Consider the following 14,590-nt stretch of genomic DNA (forward strand, 5'->3'; position numbering starts at 1 on the left):
CAGGTCGCAGGTGTCGATGCCGTCCGGCTTGAAGACAACAGTCAACGGGAGGCCTCCGTTCACGAGGTGGCTGCCGAGCGGGGAGAGCGAGCATGTCGGGCGCATTGAGGCAGCGGCTGCACTCGCCGGGTCAGTCGTCGCGGGCGGGAAGTTGGGCCAGGCCGGCGGGGGGCGAGTGCTCTGCCCAGCCGTCCAGGGAGAAGGGGCGCCCGCTGTGGATCTGTTCCAGGGCGGCCACGGTGTACGCGATCGTGGTGGCGGGTGGCTGCGCCGGGTCCGCCCAGATCAGGCCTGCGCATTTGTGGGGTTCCCGGTTGACCGGCTGGCCTTGCCAGCCGGTGGCGAGGAAGAAGAAGCCGAGCCGCGGGTCGTCGTGGCCGTGGCGGCGGTGCACGACATGAACGAACTCCAGATTCGTCTCGGACAGCTCGACACCGGTTTCCTCGGCCGTCTCCCGTATCGCGCCGACGACGACCGATTCCCCATCTTCCAGGTGTCCACCGGGCAGACAGAGCTGGCCAGCGGCATCACCGGTGCCGGCGCGTTGCAGGAACAGGACCTGGCCGTCGGCGCGGCGCAGCAGCACGTGCACGACGACGATGGTGCGATATCGGCTGGTCAATAGGTTGCCCTTCCACCTCGGTTGCGGGCCTACTCAAGGGCGGCTAGGTCATCGACCCGCCGCGGCGACTGCCGGTCGGCTGGTCACGGACCCATGGCCGACCTGCAGGTCCCAGCCGGCGAGATCAGGGCCGCCGTGCGGCATCAGGGTGCAGGCGAAGGACTCGGGTGCCGGACGGCCGGCGTGTTCCCACCGTTGCAGCCAGGTCCGCAAGGAGTGCAGCGACGGCGAGTCCAGCCCGTCCGCGATGACCCTGCCATCGGTCAGGACCACCGCCGCCGAACTTGGTGTGGTGTGACCGAGTCCGCGGATCTCGTTGCGCAGCGACACCAGGCTCAGCTGCGGGTCGCCGAGCGCGGACGTCCAGGTGTACCAGGAGCGCCAGTGCAGCTCCATCTGCCGATACGTGTCGGTGTACCCGGGATGCAGCAGCTGGCCGAGTGCGGAGCGGGCGCCGGTGTGCTGGGCGTCGTCGGCAGCGCGCCAGCAGATGCCGATCCAGGACGGATCGGGCTGGCGGTCGCAGTAGTCGACCCAGCGGCCGGGGACGGTCAGGGCATCGTCGACCGCGACGGGCGTGCTCTGGGCGTAGCCGCCCCCGGCGAGGGCTTCGATACGAGGTTTCCCGGCCGCGACGGTGATGGTGGCGATCAACGTGGCCGACGGCAGAGCCGTGATCGGCAGACACGCGACGATCCGCCCACCGTTCACGACCTGCTGCGTCCACGCCTTCGGCAGCCGCGGCGGAGCACACCACGAAACAGCTCGATGGAAGGGCGCTGCGGTTGGATAGCCGGCCAGGCCGTCGCCAACATGGCAGTCGACGCTGGTTACCCCGCGCTCGGCGTGGATGGCTGCCGCGCGGCGGACGAGTTCGTCGCTGATGTCGATGCTGGTGACCTGGCCGTCCGGGCAGCACAGGTGCGCGAGCAGCGCCCCGCTGTACCCGGAGCCCGTACCGATCTCAAGCACCCGGTCCCCGGCGCGGACCTGCAGGGCGGCCAGCTCGCGGCGGATCGACTCCGGTGCCGAGCGGTGCACCGTTTCGCCGTGCCGCTCATGGTGGGTGTAGATCGGGGCCGGTACGGCGTCGAAGGCCCGGTCGAGGTCGGTCACGGCTGCTCCCTTCTACAGAGGCTCAGGGGTGGGTGCGGTCGAGGCTGCGGGCATCGGTGACCCGGCGGGTGGCGTAGATGTCACCGGCCCGGGCGGCGGCTCGCCACGGCCGGGCCTTGTTCAGCGCGATATCCAGGTCCGCATCGGTGCGGTCCAGATCGACGCAGACGACGTCCGGGCCGTCCGACTTCGCGCGGCGCAGCAGATAGCCGTGCGGGCCGATCAGCGCGGAGGACGCGGCCGGTGCGCATTGAGCGGGCACGGCCATGCTGACCCAGCGTCCGGTGGTGGCAGCGTGCCCGCGGGCGATGATCTCGAAGATCGGGTCCTCGGAGAAGCTGGAGAACAGCACGCAGTCCACACCGAGGTCGGCCTGCTGCATCCACAACTCAGGGAAGTTGACCTCAATACAGAGCAGACAGCCGAAGGTGAACCCGTCCACCGCGAAGGTGCAGACGTGCTCGCCCGGGGTGTAGAAACCACTGATCTCGTTGTGAGACAGCAGCCGCTTGTCGTACCGGTCGACCAAATCGCCGCTGTCGTTGATCACCCACAGCGAGTTGTGGGGCCAGTGATCTCCGGTGAGCCGGTGGTTGCCGCCGACAACGACCCACACCCCGAGCTCACCGGCCAGTGCCATCGTTACGGCCAGTTGTTCGGCGACCGGCGCCCAGTCGATGTGCCATCCAGCGTAGTGCGGCTTGGCCGCACCCGCGTAGCCGCTCAGCGCGCCTTCGGCGAAGTGGACGAGCCGGGCGCCGCCGTCGGCGGCCTGCCGCATGGCGGCCCGGATCGCGGTGCCGTTGGCGGCCGGGTCGGCGGCGACGTGAGTCTGCGCGATGGCGATACGGATCCGGTCGGCCACGTTCACCGCTTCGCGGGTGTCGGGTCGCCGGTCTGTACGAGCCGGCTGAACAGCCTGATGAGCAACCGTCACGTACGGCGGCGCATTGAGGGTGGCGTCGAAGTCCGCGAGGACGGTCGCTGCTGGCGGCCGGTCGGCGAACATCGCCGTGGTGCTGCCGGTTTGATAGGCGGTGACCGGCGCGTGTGCCGGCGGTCGCATCAGCGCCTCGAGTCGGCTCACCTCGACAAGCCTCGCGCCGACTGGGCGCAGCAGCACGGCACCGACTTCGATCGGCTCAGGGAATCCCGCCGGGGTGCTGCCCTCGAAGTCGATCCCGATCCAGGTCACGGCGAAGGCCGGGTCACTCGCATACCGCGACAAATCGATCATCGGCCACCCTTCCTGCCATCGAGTCGGGCGACGAACTGCTCGGCCTGGCGGCGGGTGGTCAGGTGAACCACCGTGGCGTGCGGCCCGTGCTCGGCGATGCACGCCAGGTACCGGCGCCGATACAAGTTCACGTATTGGAGGAAGGTCCAGGTGACACGGTCGAAAACGCCGTCGGCGTGCTGTCCGCCGCAGTAGCGCCAGCGGCGCTGCCGGATGCCCCCACAGGCAGACCAGGGGCGGCGGGTCCACCACGATGACGGTGTCCGCTGCCGCCGCTCCGATCGGCAGTGACGCCAGGCAGTTCCCGTCCGTGATCCATTGTTCGGCGGCGACCGCCTCGCGCTGCCGGGCGGCGAACTCGTCCTCGAGAATCAGGTTCCAGTCGGTGCCGTAGCGCAGCGCATCCAGGTGGGTCACCGGGATGTCCAGCAGGGCGCTGAGCTGGCTGGCGAGCACGGTCTTGCCGGCGCTGCCGGCACCGACGATGGCGATCTTGCACAGGCGAGCTTTCGTGGGGTCCGACGTCGTCGTCATGGCGTGCTCCGTCCGGCGGTCGCGGTCTGCCGGGGCACCGCCGCAGCGGGGCCGGTGGTGGTGTCGTAGCCGGCGGCTTGCAGGGTGAACAGCTCTGCGTACCGCCCGCCGGCGCTCATCAGGTCGTCGTGGGTGCCGGCCTCGACGAGACGGCCGTGGTGCAGAACGAAGATGCGGTCGGCGTGGCGGACGTTGGCCAGCCGGTGGGTGATCAGGATGGTGATGCCCTGTCCCTGACGGTCCCGGATGGCCTGGAAGAGGGCGTCCTCGGCACGGGGGTCGAGGGCGGACGAGGGCTCGTCCATGATGAGCACGTCGGCGTCGCGCAGAAACCCGCGAGCAGCGGTGATGCGCTGCCACTGACCACCCGAGAGGTCCTGTCCCCCGGCGAAGGTGCGGTCGAGCAGCGTCTCGTATCCGTGGGGTAGCTCGATGATCATGTCGTGGGCGACGGCGCGGGCGGCGGCGGCCTCGATGTGGGTCTGTTCGGCGTGGGTGGTGATGTCGCCGACGGCGATGTTCGTGGCGGCGGTGAACGGCCACTTGTGGTACTCCTGGGTCACGACCCCGATCCGCGCCCGCAGCGCGTCGGTGCCCCAGTCGTCGGCTGGCCGGCCGTTGTAACGGATAGTGCCGCCGGTGGGGGTGCGCAGGGTGGCGATCATGGTGGCGAGGGTGGACTTGCCGGAGCCGTTCTCCCCGACGAACGCCACCGTCTGCCCGGCTTCAATGGTCAGGCTGACCTGGTCGACGGCCGCCGTGTCACGGTCGGGATAGCGCAGGCTCACCGCATCAACGGTGATCTCCTCCAGCCGGCCCGGTGCCGGCAACTCGGCGGCCGGTTCGGTGTGCGATGGCAGGTAGTCGGCGGCGCGGGTCATGAAGCCGGTGTAGTCGCGGAAGTGCTGCCCCTCGGTGTAGACCCGGTCGACCTGGAAGGTGACCACCGCCAGTGACCGTTGCGCGGCCTGCACGGCGATGACGCAGGTCGCCGCAGCGGCGAGGGGGATCTGGCCATCGACGAGCAGCAGCCCGAGCAGGACGTAGACCACGGCGGTGGCGACGCCGCCGATCATCGCGCCTACGGTGGTCGTCGTGGTGACCCGCCGCGCCAGGGCGAGTTGGATGCCGGTCTCGACGGCCATGACCCGGTCGTACTGGTCAAGGAGGAACCCGCGCAGCCCGTAGGAGCGCAGTTCGGGGGCCGAGTCACGTTCGGCCATCAGCCGGTGCAGCAACCACAACCGGCGGCGGCGTACCGAACCGGCGGCGTAGGTCTGGTAGCGCAGGTGCCCAGCGCGCAGCGACGCCCACCCGTTCGGTACGGTCGCCACCAGCAGGGCGAGCAACAGCAGCGGATGGACCACCACCACGGCGACCGCGACGGCGAGGACCCCGGCGAGGCCGGCGAGCAGGTTCATCGACGCCTGCACCAGGCCGGTGGTGGAGTCCGCGCCCCGGGAGGCCCGTTCCATGTCGTCGGCGAACGCGTCGGCGTCGAACGCCTCCAACCGCACCGCGGTGGTCACCTCGAACAGGCCGCGTTCGACCTCCCGGTCCACCTTCGGGGTCAGGCCGTTCTGCGCGTACCCCATCGCGGTGGCCATCCCGGCGCGCAACGCGGTCACCGCCGCGAGCGCGGCCAGGGCGGGCAGCGCGGCGACGACCTTGTCGGCGGTCGGCCCACCAGCGAACAGCTCCACCAGCACCCGCTGCGCCGCAAGCAGCCCGAACGCCGCCATCACCCCCGCGACCACCGTGGTTGCCGCCACCACCGACGTGCGGACCCGGTCGGCGCGCCAGCTCACTACCAGCGCCGACCTGACCAGGCGGGGTAGCTCGGAGAAGACGGCGAACAAGCCCGCCTGCGCCCGCGCCCGCACCCCGGACTCCCACCACATCTCCCGCAGCTCCGGCAGCACCGAATCCCGCTGCGGCGTCCCGGGACGGGCAGGCGTCCGGTCGGGGTTCACGGTTCTGGGCATGGCGATACCTCCCGTGGGTGGGCAGGGTGAACTGCGGTGGGTGGTGGTGTCTCGAAGGCGGACGGCGGGACGCGCAGGCCCCGTCGGTGGTCTCGGCTGGTGCCGCCGAAGCCGCGCCTCCCGCACGAAAGGCCCCGGTTGGCCTGCGGTCAGGTGACCCGGGCGCCGTCTTCGAGGTAGGAGCAAGAGCCGTCAGCGCGGGCACGCAGCGCCTCGGCGATCCGGCGGGCCACCAGCGGCCGTAACCGCCGGGCGGTCTGTGGGGGGTTGGACCACGCCCAGCCCTTCAACTCGTCCGGTGGCACCACGATCCGTTCCGTCGCGGTGGCGTCGAGGGTGCCGCCGTCGTAGACGATCATGACGCCCTCGGTGCGCCCGTCGTGGGCCGGCACCCAGTCCACGACGAGCAGGCGGCCTGGCGTCAGGTCCAGACCGAGTTCCTCCCGGCACTCCCGGACCGCGGCCTGGTACGGCGACTCGTCGGCCTCGACGCACCCGCCGGGAATCTCCCAATCAGCCCGGTAGACGGGTTCGACCAGCAGAACCCGCTCGTCCGCGTCGGTGATCAGCAGCCCGGCGGCCATCCGCTTACGGGGCAGGTCTGCGGTGAAATCACGGCGTTCGGAGGGCATGCGGAGACGGTAGGGCGCGGCAGGGGCGACACGCCCGCAGCGCCGTGCGCCGACATTGTCGGCAGATTCCGACACCAACTCCGACACCGCCAGCACCGCCGCCCCGACCTGCCGACAGCGGCGTCGAGACCGCGCGACCACCGGCGGCGGCCGGGTAGGGGCTGTCTCCGGCAGCTCGGAAGTGTCACCGGGGGCAGCTATGGTGTTCGCTCATCGTGACCGCGGCAAACCGGGGGTGGCAACGATGGTCGACCACGACGAGATCACCGCCGCCCGCCGCACGCTCGGCCGACACCTCGCCCACCTGCGTAAAGACGCCGGCCACACCCAGCACAGCCTCGCCCGGCTCGTGCAGTACGGGCGCAGCTCCGTGGCGAACACCGAAATCGGCCGGCAGCATCCCGAACGCCCGTTCTGGACCCGCTGCGACCAGATGCTGTGCACCGGTGGTGTGCTGACCGCCGAGTACGATCGCATCGCTGACCTGCACCACCGCCGCCACCGCCCGGCGGAGCCCCCCGGCAGCACCAGCGTGGTGGCGTGGTGGGAGTCCGAGGAGACCATCACCGCCCGCCGGTCGGCGCTGACCACCGATACCGACGACGACGCCCGGCTGAAGCACTTGGAAGACGGAGTCCGGCAGGCGATCGCCGACAACGAACGCTGCTCACCCGCCAACCTCGTCTCCCGGCTACGCCCCCTGCGGGCCTGTGTCGACCAGCTGATGGCCGGCCGGCAGCACCCGCCACAACGCGCCCGGCTCTACACCGCCGCCGCGCACCTGTCCGGGCTCCTCGCCGCCCTCGCCCTGGACCTGCGCGCCTTCGGCGTCGCGCACGCCTACGCCGCCGAAGCCTTCGACCTCGCCCACACCGCCGAACAACCCGACACACAGGCATGGGCCCGCGCCACCCAAAGCCTGATCGCCTTCTACACCGGCAACCACCGCGACGCACTCGCCTACGCCGAAGACGGCCTCCGCCACGCTGGCACCGGCCCGCACCGGATCCGCCTCACTGTCAACGGGCAGGCGCGGGCCCTCGCCCACCTCGGCGACCGGCACGGCGTCGACCGGGCTGTCGGCCAGGCGTTCGACCTACTGGCCGAACACCCGTCGGACGGGCAGGTCAGCACCAGCCTCACCCTCGGCCCGTACTGCCCCACCCGGACCGCGGCCAACGCGGCGACCGCCTACCTGACCCTCGGCCACACCACCGACGTCGCCGGCCATCTGACCACCGCCATCGCCGCCTTCGACACCGCCCAGCTACGCGGACCGCAAGCCCTCAGCCGCCTAGACCTGGCCACCGCCCACCTCCACGCCCACGACCCCGAACAGGCAGCCGAGCTGGCGATGCAGGCCCTCGCCCTCACCGCCGAGCACCGCTTCGAATCCGTCCACCAACGCACCCACCAGTTCCTTGCCGCCGCCCACCCCCTGCGCCACCACCGGCGGATACAGGACGTCGCGGACCTGCTCGCCGACCGCACACACCCGCGCACGGCACCACCGACGGGCCTACGATCGCCGACATGAGCAGCCGGGAACTGACCAGCCTGCGGCAACGGTGGACCGCCTACCAGAACCTGCCCACCCTCACCGAGCACTGGTACTGGCGTCCCGGCTGGCACGCCGGCCGCCACTTCTACACCTGGCACCTCACCTTCCACGACCAACCCGCACTCCACCACCACGTCACCTACCTCCAACAGCAACTCGCCCCGCTGCCAGGGCTGGACCTGGTACCGCTCGACGGCCTACACCTGACCACGCAGGGCATCGGATTCACCGACGACGTACCCGACAACGACATCAACGCGATCGTCGCCGAAGCCCGCCAGCGGTGCGCCGCCCTGCCACCGCTGAAGCTGTCCCTCGGACCAGTCGACCCGGACCCCGAAGGAATCGGCCTGCTCGTCCAACCCTGGGCCGCCGTCGACCGAGTACGCGCTGCTGTCCGGGCCTCAATCGCCGCAGTGTGGCGCACTGTTCCCGAACCAGCCGACGGGTTCCGGCCCCACGTCACGATCGCCTACAGCGGCGCACCCGCACCCACCGCGCCGATCCGCACCCAGCTGGCCGAACTGCGACACCTACCCACAGTGACGGCGACGATCAGCGAAGTCTCACTGATCGCACTACGCCGCGACGACCGCACCTACCGATGGACGACCGTCGCCACCGCGCCCCTGAACGGATGACGCCAGCCAGTCAGGACGTGATGCCGGTGAGACGGGCCACCGCGTTGTTCGCCGCAAGCCAACCCGACACGTTCCCGCAGTCGTAGTAGTCACCGGAGACGGGCGACACGAGGACGTCATGGTCGGCGACATAGGCGTTGATCACGTCCGTCGTCTGGAACTCGCCCGTCTCCTGGTCAGGCCGCAGTGCCCGGAAATACGGGGCGATGGCACCAGGAAGCAGGTACCGGCTGATGTTGACCAACGCCACCGGCTCACGCCAGTCCTGGGGCTTCTCGACCATCCCGGCGTAGAGACGGGTACCGGCACCGCCCTCGCGGGTGGACACCACCCCGTAGAGCCTCGCCTGGCTACCGTCGACCACGGCGGCGGCCATCGCCGCCGAGTTGCCCGTCACAGCGCGGCGGGACACAAGGTCGGCAAGGTCGCTGCCACCGTCACCACGCAGGAGAAGATCGTCACCGGTCACCAGAAAAAAGTCGTCGTCCCCGATGAAGTCGACGGCGATCATGGCGGGCACAGCCGTTCCGTAGCGACCGTCACGCCCCTGCTCCAGGAACGTGATGTCCGCGATGCCCGCAGGCCGGCGGCGGGCGCCCACTTCTCGGCCCAACCCCGGTCACGGAAGTACGCCTCCATGGCCGGCTCGGGACTGAAGTAGTGGCGCACCTGCTCGCCTGCCTGACCGGCAGCGGCGACGATGGCGATCTCGGTGACCCCGGCACGGACGCAGTCCTCGACGGCGTACTGCACGACAGGCTTGGTCAGAACCGGCAGCATACACTTGTTCACGGTCTTCGCGACCGGGAAGAACCGGGAACCGAAACCGGCAACAGCGATAACCGCTTTCGTGACCACGATTCAACTTCCTCCCCTGCGCCCGCCGTGACTGACCGGATGCCAGTTTACAAACCCCGCAACCTGTCGCTTGACACATTCGCCACGCCGGCCGAGCCGCCTTCGATCTTGTTGCCCTCACACACATATGATCAACAGGCGGCTGCGTCCACGTTGCACCACCTGCTGCCACGTCCTACCATGTCACACCACTGATGGCAGGTGCCGTACTAACCCCTGGGGAGCGGTCAAGAATCGTCCACGTTGAGAGATACCGTGTAAGCGTGGACGAAAAAAGTATCGACCTTTGCCCAGTGCAGGTGACCAGCGAGTGCCATGTCACCTTCACGGCCAAGGACAACGTGTACATGCACCTTGCCATCAACAATCTCGCCAGTGCCGCTCAACTCGAACGGCTGGCTATACGTCGTGACGACATCCGACTTTGCGTCAGTGGCCGGCATGTTACTGATTGCGCATGCATCGATCGCGCCGACGAGAGAAACGATCGCGCCGTTAGTGATGCCCGCCTCGGCGGCACACCTGCTTAGCGTTGCGATGACTTCTTCGCCGGGCTTTACGACGAGCAGCTTCATTCGGACTCCTAGACGTTGAGAGGGCTAGTTCCGGCGAGGATGGCGGCATATGCGCGCAGATTTTCGCAGCACGCTTCACGCGATACGGCCTTCATGACCGCCTGCCGGGTGGTGTCGGTTTGAACGCTGGGCAGTGTTGCGAGGAGGACCGAGCTGCACCAACGTGCCGCAGCGTCGCGGGGGTTGGTTAGCTCTGCCGTGAGGCGTTCGGTGGCCCAGCTCGATGCCAAACCCGTGGCGGCTCGGTTACCTGATTCAGTAGCCAAAGCAGCGACGCGTCCGGCTTCATCCCATGACGCCTTTAGCACACGACACGTGACGGCGGTGAGGTACAGATGTCGAACCTCACCGTCGGCACGAATGGCGGAAATCACTGCGTCGCCAACCTCGGGCGACCCGACTTTCGCAAGGATGCCAGCCGAGTTCACCCGCGAGACTGCCGTTGGTCCATGTCGCATCCACGCGACCAGCGCTCGTCGAGCACTCTCGTCATCGGCGGTCAACGCGCTGATGGTCAGATCGGTTGCATGGCTGGTCTGCGCGGTGGCTAGCAGGTGCCCGCCGCCTCGCGTGATATCGCCGAACACGCGGTGAGCTACGAGCACGTCCATCAGCGCTGGATCAGTGAGGCGATAAGTTTCCTCTGCCGTCCGATTGATGTGGGGATGCCTGTCAAGCCGACGACGTACGTGGTCAGGGATCTGAGACGAGTGCAGTTCTTCGGCTCGGTGCTGCCAAAGGTGCCATGCGAACCACTCGACCACTTCCCCGTCGTTACTCAACGGCGTTGCGGGCGTTGCTTCCCCGAACACCCCGGTCGCCAGCGTCACCCCGGCTACCGCGATCAAGTTGCGCCGCTTCACCTTGTCCTCTTCCTCGGCAGGCCGTTCCGTGACGGCTGGTAGCGCGAACCACAGGCGGTCGGCCGGAACCCGCAGCGCCTCCGCCCACTGGGTCAGCCGATCAAGGTGCGCGATCGCCGGGCCGTTCTCGATCCGACTTAGCTGAGCCTGCGTGAGCCCCACCCACGACGCCACGCGATCCTGGGAGATCGATCGCCGCCCGTGGTGGGGGTGCGTCCGCCAAGCCCGGATAACCCGGCCCATGTGCCGGCTCCGGAGCGCCTCACTGAGCACCACCTCATCCCAGAAGTCGGCCGGAAGCTCGGGAGTCGCGTAGAGATGATCTCGCTCATGAGCGACGCATGGGGCACAGCGCGGGCCGGGGTTGTCACGGGCGAGACGGGCGCCGCAACGGCAGTACCGCGCCTTGTGAGTCGCAGTCATCGTGGCGTCCTTGTGTGACCACCAGTGTTGGATCGTACGAGGGCATGCTCCAAGGTTCCATATGCCGCCCGGTCGCCGTCATACGCGCGACGCATATTGATACCCGCCCTCGGTCATGGCGCAACCTTCCTGACGTTGGGCATCGTGTTGGTAACGATAAGCAACAGGTAAGCGATTGACTCGATCGACTCCCTGGTCGTCCGCGACGAAGCCTCCGTCGGCCAGGTGACGGATGAGGTACGCCTCGACCCGGCACTGCATGCGGCGCGGGGCGTACCTCATCACCGCATGAGCGGTCGCTAAAGGGAGGCGTTCGAAGATGACACTTATCTCGGCGGTGATCACGTCAAGCATGCGCAGACGTGATGGAGTCGGGACCTGGCCCGCAGGCAGCGAGGCAATCCAGCTTCCCGCCAACACCGCTGCCGGCTAGAGGATGCCTCGTCGTCACGACTTCCTGTGCGTGAGTCGGGCCGAAGCAGCAGGCGGACGCCCTGAACTCAGGCCAGATTGCAACCGCCCCTCACGTCCCGATCCGCGCCGAGGCGGATACAGCACACGCATCCCCCGGGAGTTCGACCTCACCCCCGAAGGAGACCTGGTGGTTACCACTCTTTCCGATCTGGAGATTGGTCACACGCTCCCACCCTCGACGACACCCTCGATCGACCGGAACGCCGCTGAGCTGGCCGTCGGGCAGCTACTGACCGCACTCGGCATCGATGCGAGCACTGAGGTCGGCGTCAACACCCCACGCAGGGTCGCTGACGCCTATGCGCAGATGCTCACCCAGAAGCCCTGGGAGTTCACCAAGTTCCCGAACGAGGATGACCAGCATGACCTGGTCGTGACCGGTGGGATTGAGTTCACTTCGGTGTGCGGACACCACCTTCTTCCGTTCTTCGGGACTGCGGCCGTTGGCTACCGCCCAGCAGAGTTCATTCCTGGTCTATCGAAGGTCGCGCGGTCCGTACGAATGTTCGCCGCACGCCTGCAGACGCAGGAGGGGCTGGGGCAGCAGGTTGCCCGGTTCCTGCAGCAGCAGTTGGAATGCGCTGACGTGGGCGTGTTGCTGCGGGCCGAGCACACCTGCATGACGTGTCGCGGTGTCCGGGCGCAAGGATCACTGACGATCACGGTCGCGACGACCGGGGCCCTCCAGACGGACGCCACTGCCCGCGCCGAGTTCCTCCAGTTGGCGTCGATGGCGGGGCGTGCCGCATGAGCAACACCGTGGCAGGGACGACGCCGGCTGCCGCCAGGGGCGGGGAATACCGGATAGGAAAGTCCTTCAAGTTCGAGGCTGCGCACCGGCTTGGGGACCTGCCGGAGCACCACAAGTGCGCGCGAGTCCACGGCCACTCGTACGCCGTCGAGGTGACCCTCGTTGCGCAGGATTTGAGCGGTCCCGGCTTTGTCGTCGACTTCGCGGAACTTGAGCCCGTCAAGCAGTACCTGGCCGATACGTTCGACCATCGGCTGATCAATGACGTTGTCACCGTCGAGCCGACCAGCGAGAACCTAGCCCGGCTGATCTTCGACTGGTGCACCGAGAAACTGCCGCTTCCCGATGGTGTGCACGTCGAGGCCGTGAAGGTCAGCGAAACGGCGACCAGCTGGGCGGAATTCCGGATTCCGGTCTCGTCCGAAAGGAGATGATTTCGTTGACTACCGCAGCTCACCCTACGGTCCGACGCAAGGCCGACACTGCGAAGGTCGCCGACCTCTTCTACTCGCTCCAAGGCGAAGGGCCCAGCTTCGGCCGCCGGGCACTGTTCGTACGCCTCATGGCCTGCAACCTCACATGCGGATACGCGGCGTTGCCGAGCACCAGTGATACGCCGGCTGACGGCACGATGATCTGCGATACCGAATACACCTGGAACGTGGCCCGGTACGACCTGAGCACGGCGCGAACGTTGACATCGGCCGAAATTTGGGATGAGCTACTCCGGCTCGATCCGGCCACCGCTGACCCGTCGCTGATGCCGGTCGACCTGGTCATCGTGACCGGCGGCGAGCCGTTGCTGCACCGGGATGTAGTCACTCACCTCGCGTGGTCCGCACGTGCGGACGGACGCGCGGTCGAGGTCGAGACGAACGCCACGGTCGCCCCCGGCAGCGACCTGATCGCCGCCGGCGTGTGCTTCAACGCCGGTCTCAAGCTGGAGAGCTCCGCAGTCCCGCGTGCAAGACGGATCAAGCCGCACGTCATCAGACAGCTGCAGGACACCGGACAAGCCCGGTGGAAGTTCGTCGTCACCTGCCCTGCCGACATTCAGGAAATCGTCGCCCTGCAGCACGAGTTCGGGCTCACACAGGTGTGGCTGTCCCCAGAGGGCACCACCGCGGACCTGGTCGTCGAGCGGATGCGGTGGATGGCGGACGCCGCGCTGACGCACGGATGGAACATGACCAGCCGCGCCCATGTCCTCATCTGGGGTGACGAACGTGGCAGGTGACCAGACCCCGATCGCCCTCACCTGGGCCGATGTCACCAAGACGGTCGACACATTCGCCGGCCAGGTTCGCACCGATCGGGTGCCCGACGTGCTGGTAGGCGTGCTCCGCGGCGGCCTCGTCCCGGCTGTCCTGCTTTCGCACCAGCTCGGCGTTCGTGAGGTGCGAGCGGTGGAGGTGGTCCATACCCTCGACGACACCGTCAATGCCGACAAGTCGGGCACGCCCCGGGTCGTGAACCCCGCTACCCTCGGCGACCTCAAGGGCATGGACGTACTGCTGGTCGACGACATCGCGGGCAGCGGCGACACCCTCGTCTGCGTCGTTGGCCTGTTGCACGCCGCCGGGGCCAAGCGCGTACGTACCGCCGTGCTGACCGTCAACCGCGCGAACTGGCACAGACCGCAGAGCCCTGCCGACGTGGTGAGGTACCTCGGCAGCCAGGTCGACAGCTGGGTGATCTTCCCGTGGGAGGTCCCAGCATGACGGCCGACCTGAGCGCGGTCACCCTGCTGTGGGCGCTACGGTCGCCCTGCAACCTCGGCTGCCGGTACTGCTACTTCGGCACGATCGAAGAGCACCGCGAAGCCATGCCGCAGCAATCCGGAGCGATGTCACACCTGGCCCGCACCGACCTGGACCTCACTGCGATCACCGCCTTCGCGCACACCCTGCCCGGGTCCCGGGTGAAGCGAATCTTCATCGCCGGTGGCGAACCGCTCATCTGGCCGCCGGTGATGGAGGTGATCGCCGCGATCAAAGCCGCCGACGTGCAGGTGGTGTTGTGCACCAACGGGATCCCGCTGAACCGACCCGAACTGGTGGACAGGATCATCACCTTAGGCGTCGACGCCGTTGTCCGTGTCCGTCGACTCGCCGGACGCCGGCTACAACGACACGTGGCGTCCGGCCCGCAACGGCAAACACGGGCACCAGGATGTGATCAGCGGCATCCAGGCATTGATCGCCGCCCGGGGCAGCAGCCCATCACCGAAGGTCGGCCTGTATTCCGTGATCACCCGACTCAACATCGACGTCATCAGGGCCGGCGCCGTGCTGGCGTCCGAGCTCGGCTGTGACTAC

General features: G+C 68.2%; 16 protein-coding genes and 1 pseudogene. 7 read left to right on the forward strand and 10 right to left on the reverse strand.

Going from position 1 to position 14,590, the window contains the following annotated elements:
• Positions 1-130: 130 nt before the first annotated feature.
• The 5 genes from KIF24_RS28640 to KIF24_RS28665 all read right to left on the reverse strand — a co-directional run bounded on the left by KIF24_RS28640 (position 131) and on the right by KIF24_RS28665 (position 6,126).
• A complete protein-coding gene (locus tag KIF24_RS28640; protein WP_221086673.1) occupies positions 131-622 on the reverse strand; it encodes an NUDIX hydrolase in 492 nt (163 codons plus the stop codon).
• 48 nt (positions 623-670) lie between these two features.
• Entirely contained in the window at positions 671-1,738 is a 1,068-nt protein-coding gene (locus KIF24_RS28645; RefSeq protein ID WP_221086674.1) for a protein-L-isoaspartate O-methyltransferase family protein, read from the reverse strand.
• Between the two features lie 22 nt (positions 1,739-1,760).
• Complete coding sequence (locus KIF24_RS28650) at positions 1,761-3,509, reverse strand: nitrilase-related carbon-nitrogen hydrolase (RefSeq protein WP_230415950.1); 1,749 nt, start codon at positions 3,507-3,509, stop codon at positions 1,761-1,763.
• Positions 3,506-5,494 (reverse strand): ABC transporter ATP-binding protein, encoded by a 1,989-nt coding sequence (locus tag KIF24_RS28660; RefSeq protein ID WP_221086676.1) that lies wholly within the window; start codon positions 5,492-5,494, stop codon positions 3,506-3,508. The genes KIF24_RS28650 and KIF24_RS28660 overlap by 4 nt, the downstream gene beginning before the upstream one ends.
• 149 nt (positions 5,495-5,643) lie before the next feature.
• Positions 5,644-6,126 carry an NUDIX domain-containing protein gene (locus KIF24_RS28665; RefSeq protein ID WP_230415951.1) on the reverse strand — a complete coding sequence of 161 codons (483 nt, stop codon included), beginning with the start codon at positions 6,124-6,126 and terminating at the stop codon, positions 5,644-5,646.
• Between the two features lie 244 nt (positions 6,127-6,370).
• Between KIF24_RS28665 and KIF24_RS34825 the strand changes: the two are divergent.
• Together KIF24_RS34825 and KIF24_RS28675 are read left to right on the forward strand one after the other, a co-directional pair.
• Positions 6,371-7,099: pseudogene (locus tag KIF24_RS34825) on the forward strand (helix-turn-helix domain-containing protein); the annotation flags it as partial.
• A 560-nt stretch (positions 7,100-7,659) separates the two neighbouring features.
• Positions 7,660-8,328, forward strand: coding sequence for a 2'-5' RNA ligase family protein (locus KIF24_RS28675; RefSeq protein WP_221086678.1), 669 nt, complete (start codon positions 7,660-7,662; stop codon positions 8,326-8,328).
• Positions 8,329-8,338: 10 nt separating this feature from the next.
• Here the strand turns inward: KIF24_RS28675 and KIF24_RS34205 are convergent, their stop codons facing one another.
• The 5 genes from KIF24_RS34205 to KIF24_RS28700 form a co-directional block, all read right to left on the reverse strand.
• Positions 8,339-8,839 carry a sugar phosphate nucleotidyltransferase gene (locus KIF24_RS34205; protein ID WP_269440811.1) on the reverse strand — a complete coding sequence of 167 codons (501 nt, stop codon included), beginning with the start codon at positions 8,837-8,839 and terminating at the stop codon, positions 8,339-8,341.
• The gene (locus KIF24_RS34210; RefSeq protein ID WP_221086680.1) at positions 8,836-9,186 is read right to left on the reverse strand and encodes a sugar phosphate nucleotidyltransferase; all 351 of its coding nucleotides are present in this window, start codon (positions 9,184-9,186) and stop codon (positions 8,836-8,838) included. Before KIF24_RS34210 ends, KIF24_RS34205 begins: the two co-directional genes overlap by 4 nt.
• Before the next feature lie 227 nt (positions 9,187-9,413).
• Positions 9,414-9,761 (reverse strand): PPC domain-containing DNA-binding protein, encoded by a 348-nt coding sequence (locus tag KIF24_RS28690; protein ID WP_221086681.1) that lies wholly within the window; start codon positions 9,759-9,761, stop codon positions 9,414-9,416.
• Positions 9,762-9,769: 8 nt separating this feature from the next.
• Positions 9,770-11,047 (reverse strand): helix-turn-helix domain-containing protein, encoded by a 1,278-nt coding sequence (locus KIF24_RS28695; protein WP_221086682.1) that lies wholly within the window; start codon positions 11,045-11,047, stop codon positions 9,770-9,772.
• A gap of 78 nt (positions 11,048-11,125) precedes the next feature.
• Positions 11,126-11,401 carry a hypothetical protein gene (locus tag KIF24_RS28700; RefSeq protein ID WP_221086683.1) on the reverse strand — a complete coding sequence of 92 codons (276 nt, stop codon included), beginning with the start codon at positions 11,399-11,401 and terminating at the stop codon, positions 11,126-11,128.
• A 247-nt stretch (positions 11,402-11,648) separates the two neighbouring features.
• Here KIF24_RS28700 and folE point away from each other — a divergent pair, with 247 nt between their 5' ends.
• Genes folE through KIF24_RS33615 form a run of 5 tightly spaced genes read left to right on the forward strand, consistent with a single transcriptional unit; the run spans position 11,649 to position 14,586 of the window.
• A complete protein-coding gene (gene folE, locus KIF24_RS28705) occupies positions 11,649-12,272 on the forward strand; it encodes a GTP cyclohydrolase I (RefSeq protein WP_221086684.1) in 624 nt (207 codons plus the stop codon).
• Positions 12,269-12,706 (forward strand): 6-carboxytetrahydropterin synthase QueD, encoded by a 438-nt coding sequence (queD, locus tag KIF24_RS28710; protein WP_230415952.1) that lies wholly within the window; start codon positions 12,269-12,271, stop codon positions 12,704-12,706. The genes folE and queD overlap by 4 nt, the downstream gene beginning before the upstream one ends.
• Entirely contained in the window at positions 12,703-13,509 is an 807-nt protein-coding gene (locus KIF24_RS28715) for a 7-carboxy-7-deazaguanine synthase QueE (RefSeq protein ID WP_221087600.1), read from the forward strand. Before queD ends, KIF24_RS28715 begins: the two co-directional genes overlap by 4 nt.
• Positions 13,499-13,993 carry a phosphoribosyltransferase gene (locus KIF24_RS28720; RefSeq protein WP_331461315.1) on the forward strand — a complete coding sequence of 165 codons (495 nt, stop codon included), beginning with the start codon at positions 13,499-13,501 and terminating at the stop codon, positions 13,991-13,993. The genes KIF24_RS28715 and KIF24_RS28720 overlap by 11 nt, the downstream gene beginning before the upstream one ends.
• A complete protein-coding gene (locus KIF24_RS33615; RefSeq protein WP_230415954.1) occupies positions 13,990-14,586 on the forward strand; it encodes a radical SAM protein in 597 nt (198 codons plus the stop codon). The genes KIF24_RS28720 and KIF24_RS33615 overlap by 4 nt, the downstream gene beginning before the upstream one ends.
• Positions 14,587-14,590: the final 4 nt, after the last annotated feature.

It is taken from the genome of Micromonospora tarapacensis, assembly GCF_019697375.1.
In the GTDB taxonomy this organism is placed as follows: Bacteria; Actinomycetota; Actinomycetes; order Mycobacteriales; family Micromonosporaceae; genus Micromonospora; species Micromonospora tarapacensis.

Bases quoted from the DNA above. Each gene is read 5' to 3' on its own strand.
- KIF24_RS28650 (WP_230415950.1), bottom strand. From the start codon at position 3,509: ATGACGACGACGTCGGACCCCACGAAAGCTCGCCTGTGCAAGATCGCC.
- KIF24_RS28660 (WP_221086676.1), bottom strand. From the start codon at position 5,494: ATGCCCAGAACCGTGAACCCCGACCGGACGCCTGCCCGTCCCGGGACG.
- KIF24_RS28665 (WP_230415951.1), bottom strand. From the start codon at position 6,126: ATGCCCTCCGAACGCCGTGATTTCACCGCAGACCTGCCCCGTAAGCGG.
- KIF24_RS28675 (WP_221086678.1), top strand. From the start codon at position 7,660: ATGAGCAGCCGGGAACTGACCAGCCTGCGGCAACGGTGGACCGCCTAC.
- KIF24_RS34205 (WP_269440811.1), bottom strand. From the start codon at position 8,839: ATGATCGCCGTCGACTTCATCGGGGACGACGACTTTTTTCTGGTGACC.
- KIF24_RS28690 (WP_221086681.1), bottom strand. From the start codon at position 9,761: ATGAAGCTGCTCGTCGTAAAGCCCGGCGAAGAAGTCATCGCAACGCTA.
- KIF24_RS28695 (WP_221086682.1), bottom strand. From the start codon at position 11,047: ATGACTGCGACTCACAAGGCGCGGTACTGCCGTTGCGGCGCCCGTCTC.
- KIF24_RS28700 (WP_221086683.1), bottom strand. From the start codon at position 11,401: ATGCTTGACGTGATCACCGCCGAGATAAGTGTCATCTTCGAACGCCTC.
- queD (WP_230415952.1), top strand. From the start codon at position 12,269: ATGAGCAACACCGTGGCAGGGACGACGCCGGCTGCCGCCAGGGGCGGG.
- KIF24_RS28715 (WP_221087600.1), top strand. From the start codon at position 12,703: ATGATTTCGTTGACTACCGCAGCTCACCCTACGGTCCGACGCAAGGCC.
- KIF24_RS33615 (WP_230415954.1), top strand. From the start codon at position 13,990: ATGACGGCCGACCTGAGCGCGGTCACCCTGCTGTGGGCGCTACGGTCG.